A 14,708-nucleotide genomic window follows, 5' to 3' on the forward strand; every position below is an offset into this window, starting at 1 on the left:
AACAAGACACCGAAACGAGCCAGCGAACGAGTCAGGAAACTCAGCCGATGACTTCCTGCCAGAACACTTCCAGACGTGCAGCCGCCTGTTCGCTGGTGAACCGTTCCAGAGACTGCAGCCGCGCAGCCTGCGCGAGCGACTGTCCGAGCTCCGGGTCGTTCAATACCCGCGACATCGCGTCTGCCAGCGAACCGGCATCACCGGGGGGCACCAGTAACGCAGAGACAGTGTGCGTCACGATTTCTTTTGTCCCGCCCACGTCTGTCGCGACGACGGGCAAACCACTGGCAATCGCCTCCAGCAGCACCCGTCCCAGGGGCTCCTGTTTAGCAGGATGCACAAGCAGGTCGGCCTCGTTCATGAGCCAGGGAATATCCTCGCGATATCCGAGTCGATGCAGCCTGCCTTTCAAGTCGGGCCGATCAAAGGCGTCATGGAGCGCCTGATCAAACTCGATGCTTTCCTGCTTTTGTGAATGTCGCTCTCCCACCAGTAAATAATGCGTCCGCTGATCCCCCTGCTCTGCCAGTTTCAAAGCCGCTTCCGCCAGAACATCCTGTCCTTTGCGCAGGCCGATCTGTCCGATGGTCAGACAGAGCTGAGTCTCTGGCGCCAGCCCCAGTTGCTGTTTCAATACCCCGCTCGCCGGTCGTGGCTGAAAGCGTTCGATATCGACGCCGTTATAGCAGACGGTGACACGGGCAGGATCAAGACCTCGACTGATGTGAAACTCACGTGTTGCTGCAGAGACCGCCGCCAGGCGTTGATTCTGATTCAGATCGCAATTCGCTGCGCGACTGAGCTTGATGATATCACGCAGATGCCCTGAGCAGGGCACCGGTATCTGATCGGCGAGCGCCCCTGTCAGCCGCGACATCGAGAGACTGTTGGCATGCAGCAGATCGAAGTCACCCGCTGAAATGAGGGGGACAATCTGTTCCACGACCGCTTCCCGCGACAGTCGCTGCCCCTGATCATCGTGAAACAACACAGGATGACAGGGAATGCCGGTCTGTTCCAGTGCCGACTGCAACAGACTTCCAGGAGGACAGAAGGCTGTGAAGAGGAACGACTTCGCATGCAGGCGCGAGAGTACTGCCAGCATCGAATGTTCGCCGCCGTTGAGCGAACCGAATTCAAACAGGAGGGCAATTCGTTTCACAGCTCAGCCGGTTTTCCCTGGTTGATCGAGTTTCGCCTGCAGTACGGCTGCTTTTGTCTTTTGCAGTCCGATGCGGGCCACTTCCAGTGGATCCTGCTGCCAGTAATCCCGGTTGAACAGCTCCAGCGATAACGTACCGCGGAAACCGGCCTGAAAGATCATCCGGAAAATGTCGGTCAGGGGCGCGACCCCATCACCGGGATAGACGCGATGCGAATCGTTGATCGTCTCGCGAGGAGGATCGGCGGGGTAGTCATTCACATGAAAGACCTGGACGGCAGACCCGCTGAGCAGACCGAGCCCGGCAAAGTCGGAACCCCCTTTGTAGATGTGGTAAAGGTCGGGCAGCAGACACGCTTTGGGATGCCCGCTCTCAATGGCAACGAACACCGATTCGCCCAGCCTGGAGAGGGAACTGGAAAACCCCCAGACCTCGACCTGGGGAATCACATCCATCTGGTCACCCAGTTCCAGTAGTGCGCGGTACCGTTTCGCGGCTGCGAACAGATTCAAGTCGGTCTGTTTTGTCGCGCCGGTGGGAGGGGCAGCAATGCGGATGCCCCCAATCTGGCGAAGCGTGTCCATGTCCCGCTTGGCGACTTCCAGTCCCTGTTTTCGTTCAGCTTCATCGTCGACGATCCACTGGGCAAAGCCGATGGCACTTTCGACGGTCAGACCGGCATCGTTGATGCGTTTTCTGAGATCCGACAGGGAGCCGCCCGCCTTGACATACTCGTCGATATCACGCAGCCAGGGCTCAATCGAATCGTAGCCGGCCTGGGAAGTCAGGTTAATCTGTTCGACGATTCCCAGTTTCTGACCACGAATGGTACTGGTATTGAAACAGTAGCCAAAGGGTTCCGCGGCTGTGCGGGTACGGCTCGTCCCGGCCATCACGGTTGCGGGAGCAGCGATTCCTGCTGCCAGTAGACCGCCGGCGGTTGCCAGCATTTCGCGTCGATTGAGATTGGTTTGCATGCGAGTGATTCCGGTGGGCCGTTGATGCGGGTTGGTTATCCATTAAAGCTACCGGAAGCGCAGACCATTTTCAACCTGTTCCCATGCCTCGGTCGAACGCTTCCAGGTCCCGCTGAAACAGGCTGAGCACCTTCTGCAGCGTTTCCCGGTTGATTTTCCAGCTGGGGTTATCCACGGTATAGCGATTACAGTGATCCACAATCAGTCGATACAGAAATTTGAACAGATGTCGGGGCACCCGCAACTGGGCGAACTGACCGATCAGTTCCTGTTCGGAGATCGAATCATCAAACAGATCTTTGATGGACGGATTCTTTCCAGGCTCTGTGGCGCAGGCCCGCACCCGATCGCAGGCAACGTCGTACAATGACTCGCCGGTCCAGTCCAGCGAGGTGACCAGGTTCTGTTTATCCAGCCGCGAACGCTCGTAGAATTCTTTTTCTTCCCGATGCAGATAATACACTACGTCAGATGGGAGTAGCAGCTTAAAAGCGACGCCCGGATGTTTGAGCAGTTTATTATCGAACATCGGCCAGAGCAGATCCCGCATCCGCTCTGCCGAGCCGTTGACCAGATGTGGTTCATCGACCCGGTCAACCAGGATCACGATATTGGTGAAATCCAGCTTTTTGAGGATCGCCTGAAATTTGGTGAGCAGTTCGTAGCGGTCATCACTGCGGTCCCGGGAGGGAATGGGTTGCCCGGCGAGTTCCCGCCGTTCAATCCGCGCAAGAATTTTTCGCAGCGCGTTGGGCAGATGATCGAAGACGCGCACTTCACGTGTGACGCGCCAGGCTTTCCAGAACAATGACGCCTGTCGCCACAACCAGGGTGCCCAGCCGGCAAACATGATCAACCAGATCCACCACTGACTGAAGTCTTTCCAGTTACCCAGATAAAACACCAGACCGACCGTCACGATCGTCACCAGAAAACCCAGGGCCCGTTCCCATTCCGTTTTCCAGTAGGAGAATTTCAGTTTTTTTCGCAGTCGATTCCAGCGCTGAACGGCTGGCATATCGAGGCTGTTGTCATAGAACGCAGCCAGCAGGAGCAGGTCGCGTTTTTCCAGGTGTGTCAGGTTTGCCACCTGCGCTTTGGAAACGGATTTGATATTGTTATCAGTCGATTCGTTCGGTTCGATGATCTGCCCGATCAGCTGTGTCACGCCGAGTGACAGAATCGCATCCATGTGGTCCCATAGCCGCCAGTGTGAAAGCAAGCGTTCGGGGCGTCGATTGCGGCCCGAATAGCGTTCGCGGAAACAGTCCAGGAAAGGATTGAAGTCATCGTATTCAATTACCAGCACGCGATTCTCGGGATGACTGGCATTATGCTTCTGCAATTGCTCAATCATCTGCATGCGGATGGCGGTCTTGCCTGCTCCTTTTTCGCCGAATACGACCGAGGTGGACGGGTTGGTCGGATTGGAAAATATTTTGTCCCAGACCGGATGATGGGTTCCATTGAGGCAGAATTCCTTGAAGACATGATCGCTTTGCGCGTCTTCCTGCCCGAAAGGATTCTCTTTGATTCCGTGATGTTCCAGAAACTGCTGAACTTTCATAAACTTCCACTCATATAAACAGAACCAGGTTAAACCTTTATTTAGTAGCGACTTATGTCATTCGTCCCACTGCAGCCTTATTTCAAAATCGAATCGGAAGCGGAGCGGCAGGCGTTCTCACTGATATCATGTCAAAATGAGAAGGCTGGGCAACTGTCTTGTTACTAAAACATAGGTCATCATTCGCAAAAATGGTAGTCCCCGGATTCGGTGAGCGGAAAATAGTAACTGATTTTCAGCAGGGTTCAGCAAGCACCTCTTGCAAGTTGGCACGGGTTTCAAGAGAATCCATGTCGGTCAGGTGGTGCATCTGACAAATGCGCGTTTCTGTTTCAAATTCTGCTGAAGGTTAAATTCAAAGTTGAACTGGCTTCCTCTTCTTGGTGCAGTGGTATTGTTCGCCATTGGCTTGCGTCTGTCGGCCCTGTTCAGTGGATCAGAAACCGGCTTCTATCGCGTCAGCTTTCTGCGTTTGAATATCGACGCCAACGATGGAGATCCGATCGCCAAGCGCCTCTGCTGGTTTGCGCAGAATCCAAGCTATTTTGTCGCGACAACTCTCATCGGCAATAACCTCGCCAATGATCTGACAACGATTGCCATTTCGATCGGAATTGCCGAGGTCTTCCATCAGTCTGGAGGCTCGGCGGAAATCGTGGCGACGATCCTGTTCACGCCGATCATCTTCATCTTTGGCGAACTGGTCCCGAAAAATCTGTACTACCGCTCGCCTTCGATGCTTCTGAAACGCTACCATCGCTGGTTCGATTTCTTTTATTACGCATTCTGGCTGATCAGCACTCCCCTGGTTTCGATTACTCGCCACCTGGAACGTTTTTCGCCGGATCGCAACAAACCGGCTCAACTGGTACTGGGACGACAACGCCTGGTGAAGGTGCTGGAAGAAGGGCACCTGGAAGGCCTGTTGAGTAATTCACAGAAGCAGCTGGTACGCGGCATGTTCAATACCGCCGCCCAGTCTGTGAAGAAACTGATGATCCCCCAGAATCAGATTACCGGCGTCACACGGACTACGGATGCAGCGGAAATTATTCAACTGGCGCAACGCAACCAGCTCTCATCGATTCCCATTCGTGCCCGGGGTAATTCCACTGAATGGACTTCCTATCTGAAACTGGTCGATCTGATTACATCGCCTGCTCCGATTATTCCAGCCGTGTATAACATGCCTCGACTGCAGGCTGATTTCAGTATGCTGGAATCCCTCTATATCTTGAGAAACTCCTCCTCGGCGTACGGGGCCATTTTTGAAAATGATAAACAGGTGGGCATTGTGAGTCAGCTGGATCTGGTGAAAGCCCTGTGTGCTTCAGACAGCCCGCTGATGATGACCCGCGCCACGATCTAACTAAATCCGCATCACATTCAGCATGGCGTCCCTCGTACTGTAATAGCCGGTTCTCATGCCCCTGAAGACGCGACATTAATAGCAGATACGCTCCAGAGCGGCTGATTTTCACTGTTTCTGGCTGGATTGCGGGATCAGGCTGGGGGGCGTACAATCAACGCCCATTGCAATACGAGAACCCAACCGGTCACCATTTCGTATTCGCGGGCATTCACAGGCAAGCGATTCCAGAGAACCCCGCAGCGAGATCCGTGTCTGAATATAAGTATGTTTTTATTTCGATCTGACCCGACTTTACCTTTTCCGGAATTATTATGACCCAACGTCGCATCCTTGTCACCGCGGCTCTACCTTATGCCAACGGTGATATTCACATCGGCCATCTCGTGGAATACATCCAGACTGACATCTGGGTGCGGTTCCAGAAACTGCGCGGCCATGCCTGCCGCTTCTTCTGTGCAGACGATACGCATGGAACAGCGATTATGATCCGCGCCCGCCAGGAAGGTCGCTCGGAAGAAACATTGATCGCCGACGTCCAGCAGAAACATATCGCCGACTTCGCCGGTTTCAATATTGAATTCGATCATTACGGCAGCACCAACAGCGAACAGAATCGCAAGCTGTGTTATGAAATCTGGGAAGCATTACGTAAAGCCGACCTGGTCGTTGAGAAAGAAGTGACTCAACTGTTCGACGTGCAGGAAAATACGTTTCTGGCCGATCGCTTTGTCAAAGGGACCTGTCCCAAATGTAAAGCCCCAGATCAGTATGGTGATAACTGCGATAAATGCGGCAGCACTTACACGCCTGCTGACCTGGCTGATCCGATCAGCACGCTGTCGAATACCACGCCTGAACTGCGTACCGCCAGCCATCTGTTTGTCCGCATTGAAGATCTGCATGGCTTCCTGGATGAATGGACGCAGTCGGGCGCACATCTGCAGTCCGAAGTAGCCAACTATCTGAAAGGGCACTTCCTGGGTGACCCGCTGCGTGACTGGGATATTTCCCGCCCCGCGCCTTACTTCGGGTTTGAAATTCCGGACAGCCCGGGCAACTACTGGTATGTCTGGTTCGACGCGCCCATCGGTTACATCGCCTCCACCCTCGAATGGTGTGAAAAGAACGGCGAAGACTTCGACCAGTGGTGGAAGAACCCCGAAACCGAAGTGCATCACTTCATCGGCAAAGACATCACCTATTTTCATACGCTGTTCTGGCCCGCCATGCTTAAGACAGCGGGCTTCAACCTGCCCGAGAAGGTGCACATTCATGGCTTCCTGACGGTGGACGGCGAAAAAATGTCCAAATCGAAAGGGACCTTCGTCAAAGCATCCACCTATCTGAATCACCTCGATCCCGCCTGCCTGCGTTACTATTACGCTTCCAAACTGGGACCGAGACTGGATGACCTGGACCTGAACCTGGATGAGTTCATTCAGAAAGTGAATTCCGACCTGGTCGGCAAGGTGGTCAATCTGGCGAGTCGTTCGGCGAAGTTCGTGGCGAATACGGGACTGTCCGCCGCGTATCCGGAAGACGGCGGCCTGTTCGCGCATGCGGCCAGTCGCAGTGATGCGATTGCCGCCGCCTATGAAGCCTGTGATTACAACGGCGCCATGCGAGAAATTCTCGCGCTGGCAGATCGCGCGAACAAGTATGTCGAAGACCAGAAACCTTGGGAACTCCGCAAAGATGAGAGCCGACAGGCAGAACTGCAGAATATCTGTTCGATCTCGCTCAATCTGTTTCGGCAGATTGTGATCTACCTGAGCCCGGTGCTGCCGAAACTTTCTGATCTGACCGGAGAACTGTTGAACGATCCGATTACCAACTGGGATCAGGCACAGACGCCCCTGGCGGGAACAGCCGTCAATAAATTCCAGCATATGTTTAAACGAATAGAAGAAAAACAGGTACAAGCCATGACTGAAGAAGCAAGAGAAGAAGTAGAAGCCGCCGAGAGCGAAGCGGCTGCATCACAATGGAACGACAGCGGAGCAGCCCTAGAGCAGGAGCCGATGTCGGAAGAATGCACGATTGATGATTTTGTCAAAGTCGATCTGCGCGTCGCCCGCATTGTGGAAGCGAACTCGGTTCCCGAAGCAGATAAGCTGCTGCAGCTGACATTAAGCCTGGGAGGCGATGAACGCCGCAACGTGTTTGCCGGAATCAAGAGCGCGTATGATCCGGAAGAGCTGGTCGGTCGCCTGGTCATCTGCTGTGCGAATCTCAAACCCCGCAAAATGCGATTTGGTACGAGCGAAGGCATGGTACTGGCTTCCGGACCGGGCGGGAAAGACGTCTTTCTGCTCTCACCCGATGAAGGAGCGGTACCCGGTCAACGCGTCCATTAAAATGTGTGACGTTTCTTAAATTGAAAACAGGCCACCAGGGCTGACTCTGGTGGCCTGTTTCATTGAATCAACACAGGTTTAAGTGAACTCGGGCACCCGTACAATCCGGAGATCCCGCAATATTGAATTGACCGGCATCGCTCCGCTTCGACGTAATTGATTGAAATGATCCACTCTTGACCAGTGTTTTTAGTGCATTTTGATTAAGGTTTTAACCGTAAACCTGCACCACCCGCACAACCATCACAATACACGCTGCCAACCGTTTATTCTTCTGAATTTTAATTGACTCGCTTGATAAAAAACATAAGTTTTGGGTGGCCACTCAGTCGGTGTCCCCTCTGATCGGGCCAATGGACAGAGGATCTGATACGTAACTCAATTTTTTTAATCCAGCACAAGTCTGATCCTGTAACAAACCGGGGTTACCTGTTCCTTAAGCGAACTCATTCTGGAACACCTCGAAACATTTTAAACAACACGAAGTGAATCGCACTTTCGTAACTCTCGGAGAAGGGCAATGATTAAAACAACACAAAAGCAGACACGACGGGCTGGTTTTACACTCGTCGAAGTGATGATTGTGGTCGTAATTCTTGGAATTCTGGCTGCAACCGTATTACCACAGTTTATTTCCACCAACGATGATGCCAAGGAATCGGTACTCGTTCAGGACTTGCAGACTCTGCGAAGCCAGATTCAAGTCTACAAGTTCCAGCATGATGGCAAATATCCCGCAGACGGTTCTACCGAGCCGGATGATTTCCGTGATGCCTTGCTACTTTCCAGTGATAAAGATGGTACCACCGGTGCCGTGGGAACCAAACCACTGGGTCCTTACCTGATTGGCAGTGTGCCTCCCAACCCGTTCACCGGGGGACGTGGAATCATGATCGTCACCGACGTTGCCGGTACGGAACCTGATGAAGCAGCCAAAGACGGAACGGAAACTGTGGGCTGGATTTATAATCCTGCCACAGGAGAAATCAAAGGTAACAACGCCGGAACTGCCGCTGACGGCAGAGACCTGGACACATTATAATCTCCCGCCTTGGTTTGGCCTCAAAACCCGGCTGAGCGTTTGAATTAAAAAGTGTAACCTGAATCAGCCCCTTGCATGAGTTTTGTGCAAGGGGCTGTTTTTATTGAAATAACAGCTTAGTGTTGCTTTTCAGATGAGTTTGCTTTCAAGTATTCCTTACGGGCAAATCTCAACCGCTGTCCCCTCGCCACAAAAAACAGGTGCGGCAGACAGCAGATTCAGAAAGGCAAACCACCATGCGAAGCTTCTCCCTCGCGCTGGCATTACTGGCCAGCCTTCTCTTCCCGAACAGGTCCACAACAGCAGCACCGCCTGCAGAGCCTACGTCTCCCAAGCGACCGAACATCATGGTCGTCCTCTGCGATGACCTGGGATATGGTGATCTGGCCTGTTACGGTCATACCGTGATCCAAAGCCCGAACATCGACCGCTTCGCGCAGGAAGGACTGAAACTGACCAGCTGCTATGCCGCGCACCCCAACTGTTCTCCCTCGCGCACCGGCCTGATGACGGGTCGCACGCCGTTCCGCGTCGGCGTTTACAATTGGATTCCCATGCTCTCTCCCATGCATGTCCGCAAACGGGAAATTACCATCGCCACTTTACTGCGACAGGCCGGTTACGCGACCTGCCACGTTGGGAAATGGCACCTCAATGGCATGTTCAATATGGTGGGACAGCCCCAGCCTTCCGATCATGGATTCGATCACTGGTTCTCGACCCAGAACAACGCCCTGCCCACCCATGAGAACCCATTCAACTTCGTGCGGAATGCCAAACCGGTTGGCCCGCTGCAGGGTTTCGCGTCACAGCTCGTGGCCGATGAAGCAGACGAGTGGCTGACGGAACTCCGCGACAAAGAAAAACCGTTCTTCATGTTTGTCTGTTTTCATGAGCCACACGAACCGATCGCCAGCGCAGAACGTTTTCGTAAACTGTATACCGCCCCCGAGGGCTCCACCCTGCCCGCCCATCACGGCAATGTCACCCAGATGGACGATGCCTTTGGGCGCATCCTGAAAACACTGGACGAGCAGAAACTGCGGGAGAATACATTGATCATTTTTACCAGCGACAACGGCCCGGCCATCACCAGGCGCCATCCGCACGGTTCTTCCGGTCCCTTGCGGGATAAAAAAGGGGCCACTTATGAAGGGGGCATTCGCGTGCCCGGCATCATCCAGTGGCCCGATCATGTCAGACCGGGAACCACCAGCGATGTCCCCGTCTGCGGAGTCGATATCCTCCCCACCCTGTGTGCCGTGGCTGGCATCCCCGCACCCGCAGATCGGGTGCTGGATGGCACGAATATTTTGCCGTTGCTGGAAGGCAAGCCGATCCAGCGGAAGAAGCCACTGTACTGGCAGTTCAATCGCGCCAAAAATGATGCCAAGGTCGCGATCCGCGATGGAGAATGGAAGCTGCTGGCGAAATTGAATGTCCCCAGCCCCAAGCCATCCGGCGGAATTACAATCGAAGAAATAGACGCCGTCAAAAATGCGAAACTGGAAGGATTTGAACTGTACCACATCCAGAGTGATATCGCTGAAACGACCGACCGATCGGAAAGCGAACAGAAAATTCTGGAAAAGATGAAACGGCAGATGCAGGCAATTTTTGAGGAAGTCCAGGCAGAAGCCCCCCGCTGGCCCGCCTGGGAATTTGCCCGCTACGAAGGGAAAATCCTCTCCGAGTATTATCGCAAACAGGAAGCAGCAGAGAAAAAGAAGAATAGTCAGCCCTGATCGCAGCTGAAGCTTTTCTGTTCCCGGATAAAAACAGAGCCCGTTTTCTTGTGCTGAAAACGGGCTCTGTCCATTAGCGTAACCGGATTTAATGGTTGAACAGGAATTCGCGGCTGTTGCTGATGGCCCACATCACGTCCTGGTAACCTTCGCGTTTATTTTTCGCGGCCTTCACGATCTGATCGCAGTTAGCCAGCTCTGCTTTCGTTGGGTAGCGGCTGAAGGAGGCCAGATACATTTCCGTAAAGACTTCATGATCGGCCGCTTTGGCTTTTAACAACTCTTCGATCCGTCCGTTCTTCGTTGCCAGTTTGGTATTGATCAACTGACCGTTGGCAACCTGCAGCACCTGCGCCAGGTTGGGTTCACTGGCGCGTTCGCATTCACAGGTAATCACACGCTTGGGACGTCCCAGTGTATCGAGGAAGTAGGAGCTGTAATTCGGGTCGGGCAATTCAATCGCCCGGGTGCCCTGGGGAACACCACGGAAGCGTTCCTGCGAACCGGTCAAGTCATCCAACGCATCCAGCATGACTTCCGCTGGCAGGCGTTTGACATTGTAATGCGTATAGAATCGGGTTTTCGCCACATTCTCCGGTAAGGGTGCCGAGGAAAGCTGGTAGGCGCGGGAATTCATAATCACCCGCATCAGTTCTTTCAGGTCGTAACCCGATTCAATAAAGTGGTCGGCCAATGCGTTCAGCAGTTCCGGGTTCGAAGCCGGGTTGGTTTCCCGCATGTCATCAATGGGTTCAATAAATCCGGTTCCCATGTAATAAGACCAGAAACGGTTCACCATGTTCCGGGAGAACAGGTGGTTCTCAGGTGATGTAATCCAGCGTGCCAGGGGACGACGGAAATCACGGTAGGAAGTCGTATCAATGGGCTCACCCAGCAACGGCGTCGGCTCCATTGTTTTTTTCGTACGCGGATGCCGAATCGAACCGCTGCTTTTGACTTTGACAATCGTATCCGCGCCCAGCGCACCGAAATCGACGCTGCCTTTATTTCCCACCCGCGTGAAGAAAGCGGCCAGGCTGTAATAATCTTTCTGGCTGTAAACTTCAAAGGGATGGTGATGGCACTTGGCACACTGCAGACGAACGCCCAGGAAAATCTGTGACGTGGCTTCCGCCAGGTCTTCGGGGTTGGTCGCAATTTTGAAATAGTTGGCCGGGCCGTTTTCGTAGATCGATCCCTGTGCCGTGATGATTTCATTCACAAATTCGTTGACCGGTTTGTTTTCCCGCAGCGACTGGCGAATCCAGTTGGAAAACGCCCACATGCCGCCATCACCGACTTTATTCCGGTTATTCCGCAGCAGGTCGCCCCATTTCATGCCCCAGTAGGCACTCCAGGGTTCCACGTAGACATCCCGTTCGGGATCACCGGTCAGACCGAGTAATTCATCAATCAGCTGACTGCGTTTATCGGGAGCTTTTGAAGCCAGGAACGCTTTGACTTTTTCCGGTTGGGGCAGCGTGCCGATCGTATCAATGAAGGCGCGGCGGATGAAAACTTCATCGCTGCATAGCGGCGACGGTTCGAGACCGAGTTCGCTGAAACGTTGTTTGACGTGTTCATCGATAAAGTTGTTCGGCTTGAATTCCGCCAGATCCACTTCATTTTTATAAGGGGAAATCACAGTCGAAATCTTTGCCTGTCCCATGTACCGCACCATCACGGCGGTCTGGCCGGCTCCCACAATTTCGACTTTACCCCGGGGCGTTACCGTCGCGATATTTTCAATCAGGCTGTCATACTGTGCCCGGGCGGTCACATCCTGTTTCGTACCATCACTGTATTCAGCGACAACGCGCAACTGCTGGATGTCTCCCTGCTGGTAACGGCGTGACATCGGCGTCAACTGCATGCCGACGACCGTAGGCTCTTTATCATCAATTTCAGTGACCGCTTCCGAAATCCATGTTTCCAGAATGCGATATTCATAAGAGTCTTTCGCGAAACGTCGACCGCCGCCATGCGCAATTGCCATGGAAGCCTTCTGCAGAATCAGACTGTTTTCCGGCTGCAAAATGGAGACCCGTCGCTGTCGGTCGTCACGGGCCATTTCCGGATAATCCTGTTCGGGAGCATAACCAAACAGCGAGAGCTTGAACCCCCCTTTACCAAACTGACTGGCATGACAGCCCCCCAGGCTGCAGCCCCCTTTATTCAATACGGGAACCACGTCTTTCACGAAGCTGGCATTTTTGCCATTCGCACGGGGTTTGATCTCGACGGAAATCTGCGACTTCTGTCCGGCGTGAGCAACCTCAATTTTTCCCTTACCAAATGCCAGCGGGCGCACAAGACCCTCGGCGTTCACTTCCAGCAGATCGGGAGTGAGACTGGTGAAGGTGGATTGATGCGTCAAATCGCCGACAATCTTGCCCTTCTCTTCTACCGGAACCTGGATCTGGAAATAATCCAGCAGCCCGTCGAGGACGATCTGTTGCGGCGAGACCTGCAGTTTCGATTCAGCGGCTGAAGATGCGTTTTGCATCAAGGCAGTGGAAACGAACAATGCAATGATCAGGAATCGTGGTAACGTCTGATTTTGTTTCACGTATGATTTCCAGTCGAACATAAGATCAACTTTCTTAAGCGGGTCGTATTTCATCAGAGGGGATCCCTTGAAAGAGAGAACCGGTCTCGCAGAATAAAACACGTCGTCGCAGAAAAACCTGTAACAGGTAAAGGATGGCAGGTTGTGTGTGGTATCAGGTGGGAAGCTAATGGCATAACATAAAACGCCATTTATACTTAAATATACTAAAAAATGATGCGAAAGCAAAAAAAACTCTGCGTTTTCATCATTTTTTTCACGCAGAGCAAACGGCGATTCACCTAAACCGAATTTACACCACTGTACGGGGAAGTCCCCTGCTCTCTTTATTTTATCGCTATAATTTCATGCGATCAAGGAGTGATTATTTCAGATAGCGAATTCCATCTTATTAATTTCGGGTCGGAAAGCCGATTTAATGTTTGCCTACCTTACATAAACGGTTACAATTATGATAGTTAGTTAATAATTATATGACTTAGCGATATCAACAAACCTGACAAAACATCCCTCCCTCATAAATTCCTGCAATGCCAGGATCCTGCCACACTAAAGGAGTTTCTCATGCTGAAGCTATTCCCGCAAAAGGTTTCGAACTGCGAAACTGGAAGTCGACGTCAATTTCTTTTAGAAGTTGGTGCGCTCAGCGCGTTTGGAATCACCCTGGATTCCCTGCTGCGTGGACAGGCTCATGCTTCAGAAAGCGAGTCTGCAGCGCTCTCAGATCCCTCAAATGACACCAACTGCATTCTGATCTGGACGCGAGGCGGTACCAGCCATCACGATACTTTCGATCCCAAGCCAAACGCATCGGCTGATGTACGCGGCGATTTTTCCGCCATCAGCACCGCCCTGCCCGGCTACCAGTTTACCGATCAGCTGCCGCTGTTCGCGAAACACGCCAACGAGTTCTCCATCATGCGGAACCTGAATCCGCAGAACGGTGCGCACTCAACGGCAGACGCATTTATGCTCTCCGGACATAAATTCAATCCTTCGGTTACGTATCCCTGCTACGGTGCCGTGGTCGCGAAGACCAAGGGATTCAAAACCAATATTCCGCCTCACATTCAGATTGGGAACCATGTCGACCGTCGCTTTAACGGCGGCCTGGGCGGTTACTTGGGAATGCAATACAACCCGTTTGAAATTCCCGGCGATCCCAACGCGAAGAACTTCACAGTACGTGATATCTCTCCGCCATCGGGGATTACCATTGATCGCATGAAACGCCGTCAGCAGGCGCTGCAGGCGATTGACACTCTGCAGCGACAGGCTGATCGCAACCAGAATGCCTTCGAAGCTTCTGACTCACATTACCAGAATGCCTTCAGCATGATTACGTCGGCTGATACTCAGAAAGCCTTTGATCTCAGTCAGGAATCAGACAAAACACGTGATGATTACGGTCGTCACTACCTGGGTCAAAGCTGTCTGCTGGCCCGTCGTCTGATTGAATCGGGTTCCCGCTTCGTCACCGTCAGCAGTGGTGGCTGGGATACTCATACCAACAACTTCAAATCGCTGCGTGGTTCACTGCCTCCGTTTGACCGGGCGCTGACCTCGCTGGTTCTGGACCTCAAACAGCGGGGCCTGTTGAACAATACGCTGGTCGTCTGGCTGACCGACTTTGGCCGGACCCCGGTCATCAACTCGGCCGCCGGTCGTGACCACTGGTCCACCGCGTCGACCATGATGATGATCGGTGCAGGCACCCCCGCCGGTCAGGTTGTCGGTGCGACCGACGACACCGGTTCGCGTCCGGTCGGGAAAGAGTATTATCCTGCCGACGTCGCCGCTACGATTTACACAAAACTGGGTGTGAACCTGGATCATTATTTTGTATCACCTGAAGATGGTCGCCCCCTGATCGTCTGCGAAGGTCAACCGATTCCGGAGCTGATGGGTTAAATCCC

General features: G+C 53.1%; 9 protein-coding genes. 5 read left to right on the forward strand and 4 right to left on the reverse strand.

All coding sequences use genetic code 11. The features are described from left to right. Positions 1-40: 40 nt before the first annotated feature. From AACZ40_RS01365 to AACZ40_RS01375, 3 genes are all read right to left on the reverse strand, one after another. Positions 41-1,162: a glycosyltransferase family 4 protein gene (locus tag AACZ40_RS01365; RefSeq protein WP_291167960.1), complete on the reverse strand. Its 1,122-nt coding sequence runs from the start codon at positions 1,160-1,162 to the stop codon at positions 41-43. 3 nt (positions 1,163-1,165) lie between these two features. Next, positions 1,166-2,140, reverse strand: coding sequence for a sugar phosphate isomerase/epimerase family protein (locus tag AACZ40_RS01370; protein WP_291167958.1), 975 nt, complete (start codon positions 2,138-2,140; stop codon positions 1,166-1,168). 70 nt (positions 2,141-2,210) lie between these two features. Further along, complete coding sequence (locus tag AACZ40_RS01375; RefSeq protein ID WP_291167956.1) at positions 2,211-3,707, reverse strand: hypothetical protein; 1,497 nt, start codon at positions 3,705-3,707, stop codon at positions 2,211-2,213. A gap of 361 nt (positions 3,708-4,068) precedes the next feature. On the opposite strand from AACZ40_RS01375, the gene AACZ40_RS01380 reads away from it, so the two are divergent. The 4 genes from AACZ40_RS01380 to AACZ40_RS01395 all read left to right on the forward strand — a co-directional run bounded on the left by AACZ40_RS01380 (position 4,069) and on the right by AACZ40_RS01395 (position 10,223). Then, complete coding sequence (locus tag AACZ40_RS01380; protein WP_291167955.1) at positions 4,069-5,076, forward strand: CNNM domain-containing protein; 1,008 nt, start codon at positions 4,069-4,071, stop codon at positions 5,074-5,076. Between the two features lie 314 nt (positions 5,077-5,390). Beyond that, positions 5,391-7,436, forward strand: coding sequence for a methionine--tRNA ligase (gene metG, locus AACZ40_RS01385; RefSeq protein WP_291167954.1), 2,046 nt, complete (start codon positions 5,391-5,393; stop codon positions 7,434-7,436). 520 nt (positions 7,437-7,956) lie between these two features. Further along, positions 7,957-8,478, forward strand: coding sequence for a type II secretion system protein (locus AACZ40_RS01390; protein ID WP_291167952.1), 522 nt, complete (start codon positions 7,957-7,959; stop codon positions 8,476-8,478). Positions 8,479-8,714: 236 nt separating this feature from the next. Next, entirely contained in the window at positions 8,715-10,223 is a 1,509-nt protein-coding gene (locus AACZ40_RS01395; RefSeq protein WP_291167950.1) for a sulfatase-like hydrolase/transferase, read from the forward strand. Positions 10,224-10,311: 88 nt separating this feature from the next. On the opposite strand, the gene AACZ40_RS01400 is transcribed toward AACZ40_RS01395, so the two are convergent. Further along, positions 10,312-12,792 (reverse strand): DUF1549 and DUF1553 domain-containing protein, encoded by a 2,481-nt coding sequence (locus AACZ40_RS01400; RefSeq protein WP_291167948.1) that lies wholly within the window; start codon positions 12,790-12,792, stop codon positions 10,312-10,314. A gap of 564 nt (positions 12,793-13,356) precedes the next feature. Here AACZ40_RS01400 and AACZ40_RS01405 point away from each other — a divergent pair. Then, positions 13,357-14,703: a DUF1501 domain-containing protein gene (locus AACZ40_RS01405; protein WP_291167946.1), complete on the forward strand. Its 1,347-nt coding sequence runs from the start codon at positions 13,357-13,359 to the stop codon at positions 14,701-14,703. Positions 14,704-14,708 lie beyond the last annotated feature (5 nt).

It is taken from the genome of uncultured Gimesia sp., assembly GCF_963972345.1.
In the GTDB taxonomy this organism is placed as follows: domain Bacteria; phylum Planctomycetota; class Planctomycetia; order Planctomycetales; family Planctomycetaceae; genus Gimesia.